Annotated in this window: 14 protein-coding genes and 2 pseudogenes; 11 read left to right on the top strand and 5 right to left on the bottom strand. The window is 54.9% G+C overall.

The genetic code is table 11. From position 1 onward, the window contains the following. Positions 1 to 67: 67 nt before the first annotated feature. The 4 genes and pseudogenes from FQ192_RS24415 (at position 68) to FQ192_RS24400 (ending at position 6,295) form a co-directional block, all read left to right on the top strand. Positions 68 to 1,312 (top strand): annotated as a pseudogene (locus FQ192_RS24415) (TolC family protein). Continuing rightward, complete coding sequence (locus tag FQ192_RS24410; RefSeq protein ID WP_149660836.1) at positions 1,309 to 2,793, top strand: efflux RND transporter periplasmic adaptor subunit; 1,485 nt, start codon at positions 1,309 to 1,311, stop codon at positions 2,791 to 2,793. The pseudogene FQ192_RS24415 and the gene FQ192_RS24410 overlap by 4 nt, the downstream one beginning before the upstream one ends. Beyond that, entirely contained in the window at positions 2,790 to 5,948 is a 3,159-nt protein-coding gene (locus FQ192_RS24405) for an efflux RND transporter permease subunit (RefSeq protein WP_149660835.1), read from the top strand. Before FQ192_RS24410 ends, FQ192_RS24405 begins: the two co-directional genes overlap by 4 nt. Next, positions 5,945 to 6,295 (top strand): copper-binding protein, encoded by a 351-nt coding sequence (locus FQ192_RS24400; RefSeq protein WP_149660834.1) that lies wholly within the window; start codon positions 5,945 to 5,947, stop codon positions 6,293 to 6,295. Before FQ192_RS24405 ends, FQ192_RS24400 begins: the two co-directional genes overlap by 4 nt. Positions 6,296 to 6,566: 271 nt before the next feature. Here the strand turns inward: FQ192_RS24400 and FQ192_RS24395 are convergent, their stop codons facing one another. After that, complete coding sequence (locus FQ192_RS24395) at positions 6,567 to 6,905, bottom strand: DUF5329 domain-containing protein (protein WP_256672362.1); 339 nt, start codon at positions 6,903 to 6,905, stop codon at positions 6,567 to 6,569. A 443-nt stretch (positions 6,906 to 7,348) separates the two neighbouring features. On the opposite strand from FQ192_RS24395, the gene FQ192_RS24390 reads away from it, so the two are divergent. The 5 genes from FQ192_RS24390 (at position 7,349) to FQ192_RS24370 (ending at position 11,095) form a co-directional block, all read left to right on the top strand. Continuing rightward, positions 7,349 to 8,113, top strand: a complete 765-nt coding sequence (locus FQ192_RS24390; protein ID WP_149660833.1) for a hypothetical protein — start codon at positions 7,349 to 7,351, stop codon at positions 8,111 to 8,113. A gap of 30 nt (positions 8,114 to 8,143) precedes the next feature. Continuing rightward, positions 8,144 to 8,581, top strand: a complete 438-nt coding sequence (locus FQ192_RS24385; protein ID WP_149660832.1) for a hypothetical protein — start codon at positions 8,144 to 8,146, stop codon at positions 8,579 to 8,581. Between the two features lie 109 nt (positions 8,582 to 8,690). Further along, the gene (locus FQ192_RS24380) at positions 8,691 to 9,356 is read left to right on the top strand and encodes a response regulator (protein ID WP_149660831.1); all 666 of its coding nucleotides are present in this window, start codon (positions 8,691 to 8,693) and stop codon (positions 9,354 to 9,356) included. Next, positions 9,332 to 10,732, top strand: a complete 1,401-nt coding sequence (locus FQ192_RS24375) for an ATP-binding protein (RefSeq protein ID WP_149660830.1) — start codon at positions 9,332 to 9,334, stop codon at positions 10,730 to 10,732. Before FQ192_RS24380 ends, FQ192_RS24375 begins: the two co-directional genes overlap by 25 nt. Positions 10,733 to 10,909: 177 nt before the next feature. Continuing rightward, entirely contained in the window at positions 10,910 to 11,095 is a 186-nt protein-coding gene (locus FQ192_RS24370; RefSeq protein ID WP_149660829.1) for a DUF3606 domain-containing protein, read from the top strand. A 167-nt stretch (positions 11,096 to 11,262) separates the two neighbouring features. Here the strand turns inward: FQ192_RS24370 and FQ192_RS24365 are convergent. Next, positions 11,263 to 11,538 (bottom strand): annotated as a pseudogene (locus FQ192_RS24365) (TspO/MBR family protein); the annotation flags it as partial. Between the two features lie 83 nt (positions 11,539 to 11,621). On the opposite strand from FQ192_RS24365, the gene FQ192_RS24360 reads away from it, so the two are divergent. Then, complete coding sequence (locus FQ192_RS24360) at positions 11,622 to 12,401, top strand: SDR family NAD(P)-dependent oxidoreductase (RefSeq protein WP_149660827.1); 780 nt, start codon at positions 11,622 to 11,624, stop codon at positions 12,399 to 12,401. A gap of 450 nt (positions 12,402 to 12,851) precedes the next feature. Here the strand turns inward: FQ192_RS24360 and FQ192_RS24355 are convergent, their stop codons facing one another. From FQ192_RS24355 to FQ192_RS24345, 3 genes are all read right to left on the bottom strand, one after another. Next, positions 12,852 to 13,304, bottom strand: a complete 453-nt coding sequence (locus FQ192_RS24355) for a PAS domain-containing protein (protein WP_149660826.1) — start codon at positions 13,302 to 13,304, stop codon at positions 12,852 to 12,854. A 38-nt stretch (positions 13,305 to 13,342) separates the two neighbouring features. Further along, positions 13,343 to 14,467, bottom strand: a complete 1,125-nt coding sequence (locus FQ192_RS24350; protein ID WP_149660825.1) for an alkene reductase — start codon at positions 14,465 to 14,467, stop codon at positions 13,343 to 13,345. A gap of 138 nt (positions 14,468 to 14,605) precedes the next feature. Continuing rightward, complete coding sequence (locus tag FQ192_RS24345) at positions 14,606 to 15,283, bottom strand: type 1 glutamine amidotransferase domain-containing protein (RefSeq protein WP_149660824.1); 678 nt, start codon at positions 15,281 to 15,283, stop codon at positions 14,606 to 14,608. A 221-nt stretch (positions 15,284 to 15,504) separates the two neighbouring features. Between FQ192_RS24345 and FQ192_RS24340 the strand changes: the two genes are divergently transcribed. Next, entirely contained in the window at positions 15,505 to 16,089 is a 585-nt protein-coding gene (locus FQ192_RS24340; protein ID WP_149660823.1) for a TetR/AcrR family transcriptional regulator, read from the top strand. Positions 16,090 to 16,171 lie beyond the last annotated feature (82 nt).

Genomic DNA, 16,171 nt, shown 5'->3' with positions numbered 1-16,171 from the left:
CTAGCTGCGCGCATGTCTTTTGACGCGTGCAGTGGATGATTACAGGAATCGTAAACATGAACTCCAAGTGAAATGCACAGGCTGGTCTCTAGTGGCCGGCCTAGCGGCAAGCGTGCTGGCATTGCCGAGTTTCGCTGCCGCATTGACGCTCGATGAAGCGTTGCGGCTGGCAGAAAACAATGCGCCGTCGCTGACCGCACAAGACGCGAAAATTCAGGCTGCCAGCAATGCAGCCATCCCTGCTGGTGAATTACCTGATCCCAAGCTCCTGGTGGGCGTGCAGAACTACCCCATCGGCGGGCCGGATCGTTGGAGTATCGACCAAGACTTCATGACTATGCAGATTGTCGGGGTCAGGCAGGAGATGCCCAATAGCGACAAGCGCAAAGCGCGTATCGAAGTCGCCGATGCAGCTATTGATCGTGCCTCTGCGGAGCGTCGAGTCGAACGTCTGAAGGTGCGCTAGTCCACGGCGTTGGCCTGGATCAGCAGCTACGCGGTTGAGCGCAAAGATGTGCTTTTCCAGGACTTCTACAAAGAAAACCGCCTGCTGAGCGATACCGTCCGGGCCCAAATTGCCGGTGGCCGCGCTCAACCCGCCGATGCGGTGACACCCAAGCAGGAAGCAGCTCAACTGGCGGAGCAGCAGGACGATCTGATTCTCCAGAGAGCACAGGCTCGAGCGGCCCTCAAACGCTGGATTGGCTCCGCCGCCAACGACAAGCCTGTGGGCAGCTTGCCTGAATGGCCCGTCGACACCTCAAGTTACTCTCATAAACTGCAACACCATCCCGAGTTGGCAGCGTTTGCACCGATGACCCGCGAAGCGCAAGCCAAGGTTCGTGAAGCTGTGTCGGAGAAGCAGTCAGACTGGAGCTGGGAACTGGATTACCAGCGCCGTGGCCGTGAGTTCGGCGATATGGTCAGCGTGCAATTTTCCTGGGATCTACCGCTGTTTCCTGACTCTCGCCAAAACCCCAAAATCGCAGCCAAACAGGCGGAACTCAGTCAGCTTGAGGCCGAGCGCGAAGCCCTGTCACGCGAGCATACCCAGCAACTGGAAAACGAACTGGCTGACTACGAGCGCCTGAGTCGTGCGGTACGCCGTAACCAGGAAAGCCTGTTGCCGCTGGCTAAGGAAAAGGTCGAACTCAGCATGGCCAGTTATCGCTCGGGAAAAGGCGATTTAAACGCCGTTGTTGCCGCCCGTCGTGAACTCATCGAGGCCCGCCTCAAACAGATCGACGTGGAAGAGCAGCGAGCGCTGACCAGTGCGTGGTTGTATTTTGCTTATGGGGAGTCCAGCCAATGATCCTTAAAAAAGGGAACGGGGCATTGTTGGTAGGCATCTCGCTGGCGTTCGGTATTGCCGGTGGTTACTGGTTCGCTCAACAGCGCATGAATGGGGTATCCAGTTCTGCCCAGGAGCAGACCCTCGATTCACCTGACGAACGCAAGGCTCTGTATTGGTATGACCCCATGTACCCGCAGCAAAAATTCGATAAGCCGGGTAAGTCCCCCTTCATGGACATGCAACTGGTTCCTAAGTACGCCGGTGGCGCAGGGGATCGTGCGACCGTCAGTATCGATCCGAGTCTGACCCAGAATCTCGGTCTGCGTTTTGCAACAGTCACCCGTGGAATCTTTGACTCCAGCCTCGATGTGACGGGTGTTTTGGGATTCAACGAACGTGATGTCGCGGTGATTCAGGCACGCACCACGGGCTTTGTGGAGCGGGTCTATGCCCACGCTCCCGGTGATGTGCTCAAAGCCAACGCGGCGTTAGCGGATATCCTGGTGCCGGATTGGGCGGCTGCCCAGACAGAGTTTCTTGCATTGAAGCGCAGCGGGGATGCTGACCTGTTGGCTGCGGCCCGTCAGCGACTGCGGCTCACCGGTATGCCAGCAGCATTGATTGCTCAGGCAGAGCGTGGCGGCAAGGTTCAACCCTACCTGACTCTCACCAGCCCTATTGGTGGTGTGCTGCAAGAATTGAATGTACGTGCGGGTATGACTGTGGCGACTGGCGATACTCTGGCACGCGTCAATGGCTTGAGCAGTGACTGGCTCGCCGTGGCCGTTCCAGAATCGGATGCCGGATTGATCACCGTGGGGCAGGCGGTCGAAGCGCGTCTGCCAGCCTTCCCAGGGACAATGCTCAGTGGCAAGGTCAGCGCGATTTTACCCGAGACCAACCCGGACAGCCGCACTCTTCGCGTGCGGGTGGAACTCCCCAATCCCGACGGACGCCTCATACCGGGTTTGACGGCGCAGGTACGCCTGAATCGCTCGACCGGGCAAAGTGTGTTGTGGGTGCCGAGCGAGGCCGTCATTCGCACTGGCCGACGTGCCTTGGTGATGCTCGCCGAAGACGCGGGCCGCTACCGTCCAGTGGAAGTGCACCTCGGGCAGGAAAGCGATGGCAAGACGGCGATAGTGAAAGGTCTGGAAGAAGGCCAGAAGGTGGTTACGTCTGGCCAGTTCCTGCTCGACTCGGAGGCCAGTCTTAAGGGAATCGTTGCAAGCTCGGAGGAAGAGTCACTGCCCAGCGCAGCAACCTCCAGTTTTCATGAGGCGGATGGGCAGATCGTTGAGATCAACGACAAAGAAGTCACGCTCACCCATGGCCCCTTCAAGACGCTGGGCATGCCTGGCATGACGATGACTTTCCCACTCGCCAGTCCGGCTCTGATACAGGGCCTCAAAGCGGGCGACAAGGTTCGTATCGCGGTCAGCCAGACCGATGATGGTTTGCGTGTTGAGCGCCTGGATAAATCGGGGAGCCAGCCATGATCGCGGCCCTAATTCGTTGGTCAGTGGCCAACCGATTCCTGGTGCTACTGGCGACACCTTTTGTCACGGCGTGGGGCATTTGGTCGGTGCAGAGCACGCCCATTGATGCGCTGCCAGACCTCTCCGATGTGCAGGTGATCATCCGTACACCTTACGCAGGCCAGGCGCCGCAGATTGTCGAAAACCAGGTGACCTATCCGTTGGCGACCACCATGCTCTCGGTGCCAGGCGCAAAGACGGTGCGCGGTTATTCCTTCTTCGGTGACAGCTTCGTCTACGTGCTGTTCGAGGACGGTACTGACCTGTACTGGGCCCGCTCACGGGTGTTGGAGTATCTGAGTCAGATACAAAGTCGGTTGCCAGCCAGCGCAAAGCCAGCGTTGGGGCCGGATGCGACGGGAGTGGGTTGGATCTATCAGTACGCCCTGGTGGATCGCAGTGGCGGACATGATCTTGCACAGCTTCGTGCACTTCAGGACTGGTTTCTCAAGTTCGAACTCAAGACCCTGCCGAACGTTGCGGAGGTGGCCACTGTGGGGGGTATGGTCAAGCAGTACCAGGTGCAGCTTGATCCCCTCAAACTGGCCAGCCTCGGTATCACTCAAGCTGAGGTAACCGAGGCTATCGGCAAGGCCAATCAGGAAACCGGTGGTGCCGTGCTGGAGATGGCAGAGACCGAGTTCATTGTGCGGGCCTCAGGCTACCTAAAAACGCTCAATGACTTTCGTGCTATCCCGTTGAAGCTCGGTGCTGGAGGTGTACCGGTGAGTCTTGGCGATGTCGCCACGATCCAGTTGGGGCCGGAAATGCGGCGTGGCATTACTGAACTCGACGGCGAAGGCGAGACAGTCGGCGGCGTGGTGATTTTGCGCAGCGGCAAGAATGCTCGCGAGACCATTGCGGCGGTCAAGACGAAACTCGACGAGCTGAAAAAAAGTTTGCCGGTCGGGGTGGAAATCGTCACCACCTATGACCGGAGCAAGCTGATCGACCGTGCCGTGGAAAACCTCAGCCACAAGCTAATCGAAGAGTTCATCGTCGTCGCGTTGGTCTGCGGGATCTTTCTCTGGCACTTGCGCTCATCGCTGGTAGAGATCATTTCGCTGCCAGTGGGGGTGTTGATTGCTTTCATCGTCATGCGTTACCAAGGGATCAACGCCAACATCATGTCCTTGGGTGGGATTGCCATCGCCATCGGCGCCATGGTCGATGCTGCCGTGGTGATGATCGAGAACGCCCATAAGAAGATCGAGGCCTGGCACGCGGCCAATCCTGGGGAGGAACTGAAGGGTGAGCGTCATTGGCATGTAATGACCGAAGCGGCGGCAGAAGTAGGCCCAGCACTGTTCTTCTGTTTGTTAATCATCACCCTGTCGTTCATTCCGGTTTTTACCCTGGAAGCACAGGAAGGGCGATTGTTCGGCCCATTAGCTTTCACCAAGACCTACGCCATGGCCGCAGCGGCGGGATTGTCAGTGACTTTGGTACCAGTGCTGATGGGCTATTGGATTCGGGGTCGAATCCCCACTGAGCAGCACAACCCGCTAAACCGTTGGCTGATCCGGATCTACCAGCCCGCTCTGGACGCGGTGCTGCGTCGACCAAAGATCACGCTGCTGGTGGTGCTATTGGTTTTTGTCAGCGCGTTATGGCCATTGTCACGCCTAGGTGGCGAGTTTCTTCCACCGTTGGACGAGGGTGATCTGCTGTATATGCCTTCGGCTCTGCCGGGGTTGTCGGCACAGAAAACGGCGCAACTACTGCAACAGACCGACCGCCTGATCAAAACCGTGCCAGAGGTCGAACATGTCTTCGGTAAAGCTGGTCGTGCCGAAACCGCCACTGACCCCGCACCGCTGGAAATGTTCGAAACCACGATCCAGTTCAAGCCGCATGACCAATGGCGTTCAGGGATGACCCAGGAAAAACTGGTGGAAGAACTGGATCGAGTGGTACGAGTCCCAGGGTTGACCAATATCTGGATACCGCCGATTCGTAACCGCATCGACATGCTGGCCACCGGGATCAAGAGTCCCATCGGAGTGAAAGTTGCCGGCAGCAACCTGACGGAAATCGATGCGGCGACTCAGGCCGTCGAGCGGGTGGCAAAGGACGTGCCCGGTGTCAGTTCGGCTCTGGCCGAGCGACTGACCGGTGGCCGCTATATCGACGTGGATATCGACCGCAAGGCCGCCGCCCGCTACGGACTAAATATCGCTGATGTGCAGTCCATCGTTGCCGGCGCTATCGGCGGCGAAAACGTCGGGGAGACCATTGAAGGCCTCGCACGCTTTCCGATTAACGTGCGTTACCCACGTGAGTGGCGTGACTCGCTAGGCGCTTTGGCGCAGTTGCCAATCTACACACCGCTAGGTAGCCAGATCACCCTCGGCACGGTAGCGAAGGTCACGGTCACGGACGGCCCGCCTATGCTCAAGAGCGAGAACGCACGGCCTTCAGGCTGGGTTTATATAGATGTGCGTGGTCGGGACATTGCTTCTGTGGTCGCCGATCTACGCCAGGTCGTCAATGAGCAGGTCAAGTTGCAGCCCGGCATGAGTCTGAGCTACTCAGGACAGTTCGAGTTTCTCGAAAGGGCCAACGCACGCCTCAAACTGGTGGTACCTGCCACGCTGTTGATCATCTTCGTGCTGCTCTACCTGACTTTCGCCCGCTTCGATGAGGCCTTGCTGATCATGGCCACTCTGCCATTCGCACTGACCGGTGGAGCATGGTTCCTCTATCTGTTGGGATTCAACCTGTCGGTCGCCACCGGAGTCGGCTTTATCGCATTGGCCGGGGTGTCTGCCGAGTTCGGCGTGATCATGCTGCTCTACCTGAAGAACGCTTGGGCTGAACGTGAAGACCTCGGCGATAGCACTGAGCGCGGGCTGGTTGCGGCGATTCGTGAAGGAGCTGTGCAGAGAGTTCGGCCCAAGGCCATGACAGTGGCCGTCATTATCGCTGGGCTATTACCCATCTTGTTAGGCAGCGGGACTGGTAGCGAAGTGATGAGCCGCATTGCCGCGCCCATGATCGGCGGTATGGTCACGGCACCTTTGCTTTCCCTGTTTGTCATTCCGGCAGCCTATCGTCTGATGCGTCGTCGGCACCTCTCAGTTGCACCCATCAAGCCTCAAGGAAAAGTCGTATGAAACTGACCATGATTGCAGTTGCAAGCACCGTATTTGCGCTTTCACTTTCTGTCCATGCAGAGGACATGCCGGGCATGAAAATGGACGGTATGGAGGGCATGCAGATGGAACAAGATTCAAAACAGGCTCAAGTTGCCAATGCCGAGGGAACGATCAAGGCTATAGATACTACGAAGCATACGTTGACCATCTCCCACGGAGCTGTTCCAGCCGTACAGTGGCCTCCAATGACAATGGCCTTTTCAGTGACGGAAGATCAGCTGACAGGGCTGACGGCTGGAGACCGTGTAACGTTTTCCTTTCGGCTAGAGGGCGGCAAAGCCGCAATTGTTTCCATTAAAAAATAAGAATGTAACGATGAGAATCACCGGCACGCTCTGTCGTGCCGATTTTTTTGGTGTGCCTAGTGCCCGCCAAAAATAGCTCTCCCTCCCGTTACACGTCTGGTCAAACCAGATTGACCGGGGGATTGCGCTGGCGTCGCAGCGAAATAAGTTCCCGCCAGAATAGCCCCTCAAACCACAACAATGATCACCGACGCCATTTTGCTTACCAAACGCGTCACAGATGGGAGTGAAAAGCTATGCCACCTAGGGTGTTGTTCGACTTTGGACTAAATCAATGAAGCTGCCGTTGCCTCTGTAGCTCCTTTTTCAGCCACGTGTTTGCCGGCTGCGCGCCTTCTGGACATCGCACCTCATAGGCGCGGCCACTTGAACTGCTTTTAGTGGCAGCAAGATCAATGAAGTCTTCTGCACTGTTCACCATGTTCTTACCTTCGAGATAACTAAGCTTCTTCTCCAGATGCCCTCGAGCCAGGGTTCCTGGGTACTCACTCCCGTTACGCACAAACTGACATTGACTGTGTTCGACAAAGTCCAGCAAGCCTTTAATCTCTTGAGTGGCTTGAGGAGTGGCCTGAGCCTGCGCATCAGTTACGATTGCGATAAGGCTCATACTCGCAACCATCATCAATAGGCTGATAGGCCCTGCCGCCGCGCCTCTCCAAATTCTCACGGTTCATCCTCTTACTAAAACTTGCACTAATGTCCCAGCCTTTAACTGATACCAAGAATGCTGCAGGACTCGCACGGACTTAAAAGAGCCGGCGCAGCAATATACGCAGACTACGGATAGTTCAAGGCTTGCGATAGGCGCAAAGGGGCATCCTGTTAGAACCAACCGAGCGTCAAAGCACGGCATCAGCGTGGATGATTCCGTGTTCGGACTCCTGGTCACGCCATACAGGCTGCGAAAGGAGCGCGCTTAGCGAATGCATCAACGCTCAGGTCATCCAAGGATGTGCCCAATCGCATACCCCCCCTCAGTCTCACCTAAGTTTCGCTACGTATCTTCTCTCCTACGCAAGTTCAGCGAAGATTAGGAGAGGCGACCAGCACATGAATGTCGAGAAAGCCGGATGGCTCAACAAAGTGCCCGAGGTGACCCTGTCATTCTGGGTTATCAAAATTTTGTCGACGACGGTGGGTGAAACAGGCGCAGACTTTTTGGCAGTGGATGCCGGTTTCGGTGCGGCATGGACAAGCATCGGCATGGCCGTCCTGCTAGCTCTCGCGTTGTTTTTTCAACTGCGTACCAAGGCCTATGCACCTTGGATCTACTGGTTAACAGTAGTGCTGGTAAGCATCGTCGGGACACAGATCACGGACATCATGACTGACATGCTCGATATCAGCCTGTACACCAGCACGGCAGTCTTCGCCGTTCTGCTGACAATCAACTTTTCAGTCTGGTATCGGATAGAACACAACCTGTCGATCCGCGAAATCGTCACCCCGCGACGGGAGCTTTTCTACTGGGCCACCGTGCTTTGTACCTTTGCCCTCGGGACAGCAGCGGGCGACCTGGCCACCGAAGCACTGGGCCTTGGTTTCACCCTCGGTGTCGTGATTTTCGGTTCGCTGATCGCCGCGACTCTGGTGGCTTGGCGCTTGGGCGGCAATGTGGTGCTGACCTTTTGGATAGCCTACATCCTGACCCGCCCATTTGGCGCCTCTCTGGGAGATTTGCTGACCCAAGCTAAAACCTATGGTGGCCTCGGCATGGGAGCAACTTGGACAAGTGCCATCTTCCTTTGCGTCATTGTTCTTTTGGTCGCGGTCGCACAAATCAGTCTTGGCAACCGTAAAGCCGTCAACCAATAACCTGTCAAAGAACGAATCAAGGAATCCGTCATGCTCTCAATTCAAAATGTCATCCGCCACGTTGCTATTGTCTCATCGATCTTTTTGCTCAGCGTCGCCGCTGGCTGCTCGAAACCCGCTGACAAACCCGGTTCTGCCACGCCGACCACCTCGACGAGCGCGCCTGCCCAGTCGGGTTCCAAATTGGGTGATCTGTCGGAGTTCCGCACCACCGCCGCTGATGTCGCAGCGCTCGTCGATAAAAATGACCTGCCTGGAGCGAAAGCCCGTATCAAAGAACTGGAAACTTCGTGGGACTCTGCCGAAGCTGGCATCAAACCTCGTGCCGCCAGTGATTGGCATGTGCTGGACAAAGCCATCGACCGGGCACTGGACGCATTACGCAACAGCACTCCAAAGCAGAGCGATTGCAAAGCGGCAATGGATGATCTGCTGAAAGCTTTCGATTCGATGAAAGGCAAGCAATGACCCGCAGCTGTACATTGCGTTGATCCGGAAGCGGACAAGTCCCGACCCAAATGCTTCAATGCAGGCGCGGTGGTCATGATCGACGCGCCTTTTTTTTGCGGAGCGATAAATGCGGATATTGCTGGTCGAAGATGACCCGATGATTGGTGATGCCATTCAAGGCGCGCTCAATGACGCTAGCTACGCCGCCGACTGGGTGAAAAACGGACTCACCGCCCTTGCAGCACTGGAAACCCAAGCCTATGACATGGTGTTGCTGGATCTCAGCTTGCCCGGCAAAGACGGTCTTGATGTGCTCGATGGTATTCGTGGACGCAACAACCCGGTGCCGTTACTGATCATCACCGCAAGGGATGGACTCGATGATCGCCTGCGCGGCCTCGACGCCGGCGCGGACGACTTCTTGCTCAAACCCTTTGCCATGGCGGAGTTATTGGCACGCATGCGCGCCGTATTACGCCGAAAAGGCGGCAGTGCCCAGTCAGTGCTAGACAATGGTGTGGTGTCACTGGATTTGGTATCCAAACAAGCGGCTACTGCGGAGACCCCCGATATTCAGCTCTCGAGCCGCGAGTTTGCCCTGCTACAGGCGCTACTAATCCGACCTGGAGCCATTCTGTCGCGCAGTGAGCTGGAAGACCGTATTTACGGCTGGGGCAATGAAGTGGAAAGCAATGCCGTGGAGTTTCTGATTCATGCGCTACGAAGAAAACTGGGGAACCACGTCATCAAGAATGTCCGGGGAATGGGATGGTTGGTTTTAAAAAACGCTTGAACGACTCGGTACAGTTGCGGTTGTCCGTAACGCTGTCGCTTGCCATCCTGATCGTGGCGGTACTGGCAGGTATTTTCGCGTTTGCTTCTACGATCAACGAGTCGCACGAGATGCAGGACGAGACCTTGCGTCAAGTGGCCATCCTGTTTGATCGGCAAAAGATGACCTTGCACTATCCTGTGGTTGAGCAGGTTGTTGGCGACGACGAAGAGTCCAGGGTTAGCGTGCAATACTTGTCCGACAGCAGTAAAGCGACCGGCAATGACGACGCAACAACACCGTTGCCCTTCCCGACAACACTGGCCGATGGCTTGTCGACCTTGAGCGTCGCAGGTGAGAATTTTCGCGTGCTGGTGAGGACAACGGTCGGTGGCGAACGCATCGTTGTCGCCCAAGAAGCTGACGTGCGTGAGAAAGAGGCGCGAAAGAGCGCTTGGCGTAGTCTGTTGCCGTTTCTCATTCTGTTTCCGGTGCTGTTGTTGGTGGTGAGCGATCTGGTGCGCAAACTGTTCCGTCCCATAGCAACCCTCTCGGAAGAAATATATCGGCGCGACGAGCAGGCGCTACATCCTATCGACGAAAACCACCTACCAACCGAGATCCGGCCTTTCGTCGTGGCGATCAATCGAATGTTGACGCGCGTCTCGCAGTCCATGGAAACCCAGCGTCGCTTCATTGCTGACGCCGCCCACGAACTGCGCTCCCCGATGACGGCCTTGTCACTGCAAGCCGAGCGACTGTCGGCCATAGAAATGTCGACTGCGGCCTATGAGCGTTTCTTGCCACTGTCCCTAGGAATTGAACGCAGCAGAAAATTGATCGATCAAATGCTGGCCTTGGCTGCAGCACAATCGAGCTCGGATCGAAAACCGACATCAGTTTCAGTCCTAAAAGTTTATCGACGGGCTCTAGAGGACTTACTGCCTCTCGCAGAGCGCCGGCACATCGATATCGGTGTTGAAAGCTTTGAAGACGTACAGGTCGTTGGAAACGAAATGGATCTCTTCATCCTGGTCAGGAATCTGGTGGACAACGCCATCCGTTATACCCCTGTTGGTGGACGAGTTGACTTGGCTGTCGAGTTGGAATTTGAGATTGTGATCCTTGAAGTCAAGGACTCGGGCAAAGGTATCAGCGCAGAAGAACAGTTGCTGGTGTTCGATCCGTTTTACCGCAGCTTGGGAACCGATGAATCAGGCTCTGGGCTGGGTTTATCTATAGTCAAGGCGATTGCTGATCGTCTGGGGGCGCACATACGTATGAGTTTTGCGGATGAGATGAACAAGAACGGATTATGTGTTTCGGTCTGGCTAAAAAGAGGTAAGGCTGAAGCAGGCGGCCCGGTCATAGACCGCCCCGAGTTTCCTAACCCCTAGCTGCGAGCCGATATCGGTCTTTCAAATATCAGATCGCGTAGGCCATAGCTTGAACCAAAGTTTCGAAATAGATGCTGTGGCTGTCTGCGCAATTCACGAATTTTTCACAAAAGCCAACGCGACCTGCCTGAACGGACTACTCTCATTCTGCAGATTAAGCATGCCCCGGAGCTTTTCATGGAACAGCGAAAGCCGATACTCGGCACCGACGCGATTCGAATCAATGTCGAGTTCATCACTGAACTCAAGTATTGGGCTGAAAAATTTGGGGTTTCAAGGGATGAAATCAAATCAGCCGTCAAAGAGGCAGGTGATTCACTAACCGCAGTCACGCGACATCTCGACAGCGCATTATATGCTTGAGCAGACTAGCCCCTAACGTCATCGCGGACGAAGTGCCCGAGTCTCCCTAATCTTTGTGGTTAAGACCGCCGCCGCTGTAGCCTTGGTAGATGTCGATCAGCTCGTTTCTTGTCATTAAGCTTCTCCACATACGCGGGTTTTAAGTAGCCCATCGGGATTGAGCACCAGCGGTTATTGCGTAAGATAGAAAGATTCAACGCCGCTGCGATATAAAGCCACACAAGGTAAGGAAACAGGATCAAGCCAGTGATCACGTTAAGCTGCAATGCCATCACCACCATCGCAGCGGCCACAACCCAGTGTAGCTTCAGGATCACCATGCCGGCGAAAATGTGGTGAGCTCTTAAAGACACCAGTGTCCATAGCGTATTAAGGGCAATCTGCGCCGCTCGTAAGGCCAGCACCGCCTGACTTGCAGGTATCAATGTCAACCGGTATCCGGCCTGATCACAAATTCCCGAATCACCGGCATTCATCGGCTTTTTTGCTATCGTGTATTAAATTTGTGATTACAAAGAGATAAGAAATGGCGATTCCAATGTGGCAAGGTAAAGTCGCCCTGGTCAGCGGTGCGGGCAGTGAAAATGGTATTGGTCTGGCGATCGCCCGACGCTTGGGCCGCCAAGGCGTGCGAGTCTTGATCACTGCCAGCAGTGCGCGGATCCAGCAACGTGTCGCCGAGTTGCAGGCTGAGGGTATAGACGCTCGGGCGATGGCAGCCGACCTGACTGACGAATTACAAGTCAAAGCGCTGACCGATTGGGCTCATGAGCAGTTCGGCCATATCGACATTTTAGTCAATAACGCCGGTATGGCTATGGTCGGCAGCCCGGAGCCCTTCGTCGAAGTGGCGGACATGGATTTAGCGACCTGGAATCTATCTCTGGCGCGCAACCTGACTAGCGCTTTTTTGCTGACTCGTGCGGTGTTGCCGGGGATGAAGACGCGCGGTTACGGACGCATCGTCCACATCAGTTCGACGTCCGGTACACGCGGAAGCAATCCAGGTGAGTCGGCTTACAGTGCGGCAAAAGCAGCGATGCTGGGGATGAATATGGCCCTGGCGCTGGAAGTCGGCAAACGGGGCATCACCGTCAACAGTGTTGCACCAGGCTGGATTGATACGGGAGCATTGACCGAGGAAGAAAGCCGCGCCGGTACCTACACTCCGATCGGCCGCGCCGGTCGTCCAGAAGAGGTTGCCGCTGCGGTGGCGTTTTTGGCGTCTCCGGAGGCCAGCTATATCACCGGTGAAGTGCTAGTGGTGGATGGCGGTAATTGTCTGATCGAAAACAAGGCTCCCTGACGCTAGGTTGGTCTGATGTCTTGTAGTGAGCCTACTATTTAGCGAAGAAATCAAACACGCAGATACTTTCTGGCCTTAAGCCGGATGCTAGCTCTGCCAGCGTTGAAAAAGTGACACAAGTTGAGCGATTACTTTCAGGGGCTTCTATACCAGAACATCCGTGCAGCCCAGCCATCCTTAAGCACCACGTTTGTCTTTCGATGACGTAGGGCATCGGCATACACCAAACTCGGCGAAAGGCCGGGCCATTGGCATCTCGCCGCATAGCTGGAATGGGCCATGACCTTGTGCACCATCTGATTACGATTACGGCAGTGCACAAATTTTGGTGGATGATTGCGAGGGGAGTGGTTTGGTAAGTTGCTTAAGAGTTCACCAGTACCCGGTTCAGAAACAGGGACATTTTTACGAGTAGATACTGGATCGCTAACCCATCAAGTGCGGATCCATCTAGGCTTTAGATTGTAATAGAGCCAGCTGGGTCTTCAGCTGTGCGACTTCAGCTTCCAGTTCACGCACTCGCTCCTTGGCCTCAACTTCGACGCTAACGTCCTTCTGGATACCGATGAAGTAGCTGAGTTGATCTGTGTCGTTGAACACTGGTGTGATCGACAGTTCGTTCCAGAAGGCGCTGCCGTCCTTGCGATAGTTACGAATGACTTGGCGGCAGGGGAGCAGGTTCCTTATCGCCTCGCGGATTACTGTCAAACCAGCTTGATTACGGTCATCACCCTGCAGGAAGCGGCAGTCCTGGTACAGGATGTCGTCAACGCTGTACCCCGTAAGGCGCTGAAAGGCGGGGTTGGCATAGATCAGGATGTTTTCGTCGCCTTCCTGCTCTGCTACCACGATGCCGTCATTGGATGCTTCAACCACCAGTTTCAGCAGTTCTGCGTCGATCATTTTCAGAGCCCCAGTGAGTGACATCTCATTTTTAGCGGTTACCCGCCATACACGGAGTAATCAGTATAACCCTCGGCATTGCCGCCATACACTGTGGCTGAGTTCAGAGGGTTCAGCGGCCAATCGTTCGCGATTCTGGCTGGTAGATCCGGGTTGGCCATGAACGTACGGCCAAAAGCGACAAGGTCGGCCAATCCTGAATCCAGCAACTGCGTAGCGCTTTGTGCAGTGTAACGACCGGCGTAGATGATCGCCCCGCTGAAGGAACTACGGACTGCGCGACGGAACGATTCCGGCATCCGTGGTGCATTATCCCAGTCCGCTTCGGCGATGGAGAGGTAAGCAATCCCAACAACCTCAAGTACTTTGATCGCTTCGATGTAGGTGGTATGAGGATCGTCTTCAACCATCCCTAGGTAAGTGCGCTCCTCATCGGTGCTGCTGAACAATGGCGCGAAACGGGCGCCAACCTTTTCTTTGCCAATACACTCTGCTACCCCAGCAACCACCTCACGCAGAAACCGAAGGCGGTTGTGAAGTGAACCGCCGTACTGGTCTTCGCGATTATTGCTGTGGGCTGAAATGAACTGATTTACCATGTAACCATTGGCGCAATGTAGCTCAATACCGTCAAAGCCAGCTTCCATGGCATTACGTGCCGCCTGGATATAAAGCTGTACAAGTTCTTCTACTTCACGAGTGGTCAGAGCTCTTGGGGCTGATGGCTTCACCAAGGCTCCGGCACCTGGTTCTGTTTCTATGAAGACACTGACCCGTTCGGTCGCAATGGCAGAAGCCGAAACAGGAGCTGCATTCTCAGGTTGTAGCGAGGTGTGAGAGACGCGGCCTACGTGCCAGAGTTGCGCGAAAATAACTCCTTCGCGGGCATGCACTGCTTCAGTCACTTTACGCCATCCGGCGATCTGCTCTGCTGTATGGATGCCTGGAGTCCAAGCATAACCCTGTCCTCGGGGCTCAATCTGAGTGCCCTCAGTGACAATCAAGCCCGCACCCGCACGTTGCTGATAATACTCGGCCATCAACTCATTGGCGATGTTGCCGGGTTGAGTGCTGCGTTGACGAGTGAGTGGGGGCAATACAATCCGGTTTTTAAGGGTGTGATTCCCGAGAGTGGCGGTTTTGAATAAGCTGTTGTTTTTCATAGGCCTGCCTTACGTGCATGATGCGTCGATCTCAATAACTATTAGACCGGTCGACTTTTAACTAACGAAAAAAAGGAACACCGCGCAATCAGAGCGCGGTGCTCAAATGGACAACTGTTCAGAGGCTCTGGGAAAGGTTCATCCCAGCATATTCAGCAATGCTAAGGCCGCTGCTGCAGAGCTGGCTGGGTTCTGACCGGTGATCAACCGTCCATCGATTACTACATGAATTTGCCAGTCTGCAGATTTGGTGTAGCGGGCCCCAATGCGCTGAAACTCATCCTCAATCAGGAACGGAACCACATTCGTCAGGCCAACGGCAGCTTCTTCGGAGTTGGAGAAGCCAGTCACGTAACGCTGATGGATTAAAGGTTTCCCGTCGTTTCCTAAGACGTGGCGCAACACTCCCGGAGCGTGGCAGACAAAACCGTGTGGTTTGTTGCTACGGTCAAAAGCTTCAATCAAGGCGATTGAGTCTTTGTTTTCGGTCAAATCCCAAAGGGGGCCATGGCCGCCTGGGTAAAAGACCGCATCGAAATCTTCAGCATTCACGTCGGCTAGGCGCTTTGTATGTGCGAGCACTTGCTGGGTAGCTGCATCACTCCGGAAACGATTAGTTTCAGTAGTCTGAGCGTCGGGCTCATCACTTTTTGGATCGAGTGGAGGTTGGCCGCCGGCAGGGGACGCGAGCGTGACTTCAGCACCGGCGTCCTTGAAGACATAGTAGGGGGCAACAAATTCTTCGAGCCAGAAACCGGTTTTTTTGCCGGTGTCACCTAGTAGGTTGTGTGAGGTCAAAACCATCAAAATTTTCATAGGGCACTTTTTGGATGGAGGTCTGACGCTAATGAAGCGGATCGTCTTCGATCATCATCATCATCATCATCAGCGTTATGTGATTTGGTGGCGCTAAGCATATGGTTCAATTAGACCAGTCGTCTAGTATTTTTTTTTACGGATGTTTTCAGCGCTACTCCCATGGAAAAATTGCGACTTGAAAAATATACGACTGGTCTATTGTCTGGTATTTTGCGCTCATGAAACCAACCTACGACGACACACGCCAACACTTGCTCGACACCGGCCACCGCATGATGGCTGAGAAGGGCTTCACCAGTGTCGGCCTCAATGAAATCCTGCAAACGGCTGGCGTGCCCAAAGGCTCGTTCTATCACTACTTCAAGTCCAAAGAACAGTATGGTCAGGCCTTGCTCGAAGACTATTTCGTCGGTTATCTGGCGGATATGGATCGGCGCCTGGCGCAGCCAGGGCTGACAGCTTATGAGTGTCTGATGGACTACTGGCAAGGGTGGCAAGACCGCTGCATTTTGACCGGACATGGCGACGAGTGCCTCGTCGTAAAGTTGAGCGCCGAAGTGGCTGATCTTTCCGAGTCTATGCGTCTCACTTTGCGTGATGGGGCAGAAAAAATTGTTTCGAGAATCACCACCTGCATCGAGCAGGGGCAAGTTGAAAAATGCCTACCTAACGACGACGCACGCTACTTGGCTGAGACGCTATACCAACTTTGGTTGGGTGCAAGCTTGCTCAATAAGTTACAACGTACTGGTCAATCCTTGCGCACGTCGATGGCCACGACTAAACGGCTTTTGGACGCTTGAGCTCAGTATTTGTTCAGTTATAAAACCGCACCAACAGCTGTTACGATGATCATTCGCCCAAGTGTGGTTTCACCGAGAGTCA

Source organism: Pseudomonas sp. ANT_J12 (assembly GCF_008370045.1).
Classification (GTDB): Bacteria; Pseudomonadota; Gammaproteobacteria; order Pseudomonadales; family Pseudomonadaceae; genus Aquipseudomonas.
The sequence above is the reverse complement of the archived record's forward strand: the minus strand, read 5'-3'. Positions and strand labels throughout refer to the sequence as shown.

Excerpts from the sequence above, each read along its gene's own strand:
- FQ192_RS24380 (WP_149660831.1), top strand. The coding sequence starts at position 8,691 with ATGCGGATATTGCTGGTCGAAGATGACCCGATGATTGGTGATGCCATT.
- FQ192_RS24370 (WP_149660829.1), top strand. The coding sequence starts at position 10,910 with ATGGAACAGCGAAAGCCGATACTCGGCACCGACGCGATTCGAATCAAT.
- FQ192_RS24410 (WP_149660836.1), top strand. The coding sequence starts at position 1,309 with ATGATCCTTAAAAAAGGGAACGGGGCATTGTTGGTAGGCATCTCGCTG.
- FQ192_RS24375 (WP_149660830.1), top strand. The coding sequence starts at position 9,332 with ATGGTTGGTTTTAAAAAACGCTTGAACGACTCGGTACAGTTGCGGTTG.
- FQ192_RS24395 (WP_256672362.1), bottom strand. The coding sequence starts at position 6,905 with ATGAGCCTTATCGCAATCGTAACTGATGCGCAGGCTCAGGCCACTCCT.
- FQ192_RS24350 (WP_149660825.1), bottom strand. The coding sequence starts at position 14,467 with ATGAAAAACAACAGCTTATTCAAAACCGCCACTCTCGGGAATCACACC.
- FQ192_RS24400 (WP_149660834.1), top strand. The coding sequence starts at position 5,945 with ATGAAACTGACCATGATTGCAGTTGCAAGCACCGTATTTGCGCTTTCA.
- FQ192_RS24345 (WP_149660824.1), bottom strand. The coding sequence starts at position 15,283 with ATGAAAATTTTGATGGTTTTGACCTCACACAACCTACTAGGTGACACC.
- FQ192_RS24405 (WP_149660835.1), top strand. The coding sequence starts at position 2,790 with ATGATCGCGGCCCTAATTCGTTGGTCAGTGGCCAACCGATTCCTGGTG.
- FQ192_RS24340 (WP_149660823.1), top strand. The coding sequence starts at position 15,505 with ATGAAACCAACCTACGACGACACACGCCAACACTTGCTCGACACCGGC.
- FQ192_RS24385 (WP_149660832.1), top strand. The coding sequence starts at position 8,144 with ATGCTCTCAATTCAAAATGTCATCCGCCACGTTGCTATTGTCTCATCG.
- FQ192_RS24355 (WP_149660826.1), bottom strand. The coding sequence starts at position 13,304 with ATGATCGACGCAGAACTGCTGAAACTGGTGGTTGAAGCATCCAATGAC.
- FQ192_RS24390 (WP_149660833.1), top strand. The coding sequence starts at position 7,349 with ATGAATGTCGAGAAAGCCGGATGGCTCAACAAAGTGCCCGAGGTGACC.
- FQ192_RS24360 (WP_149660827.1), top strand. The coding sequence starts at position 11,622 with ATGGCGATTCCAATGTGGCAAGGTAAAGTCGCCCTGGTCAGCGGTGCG.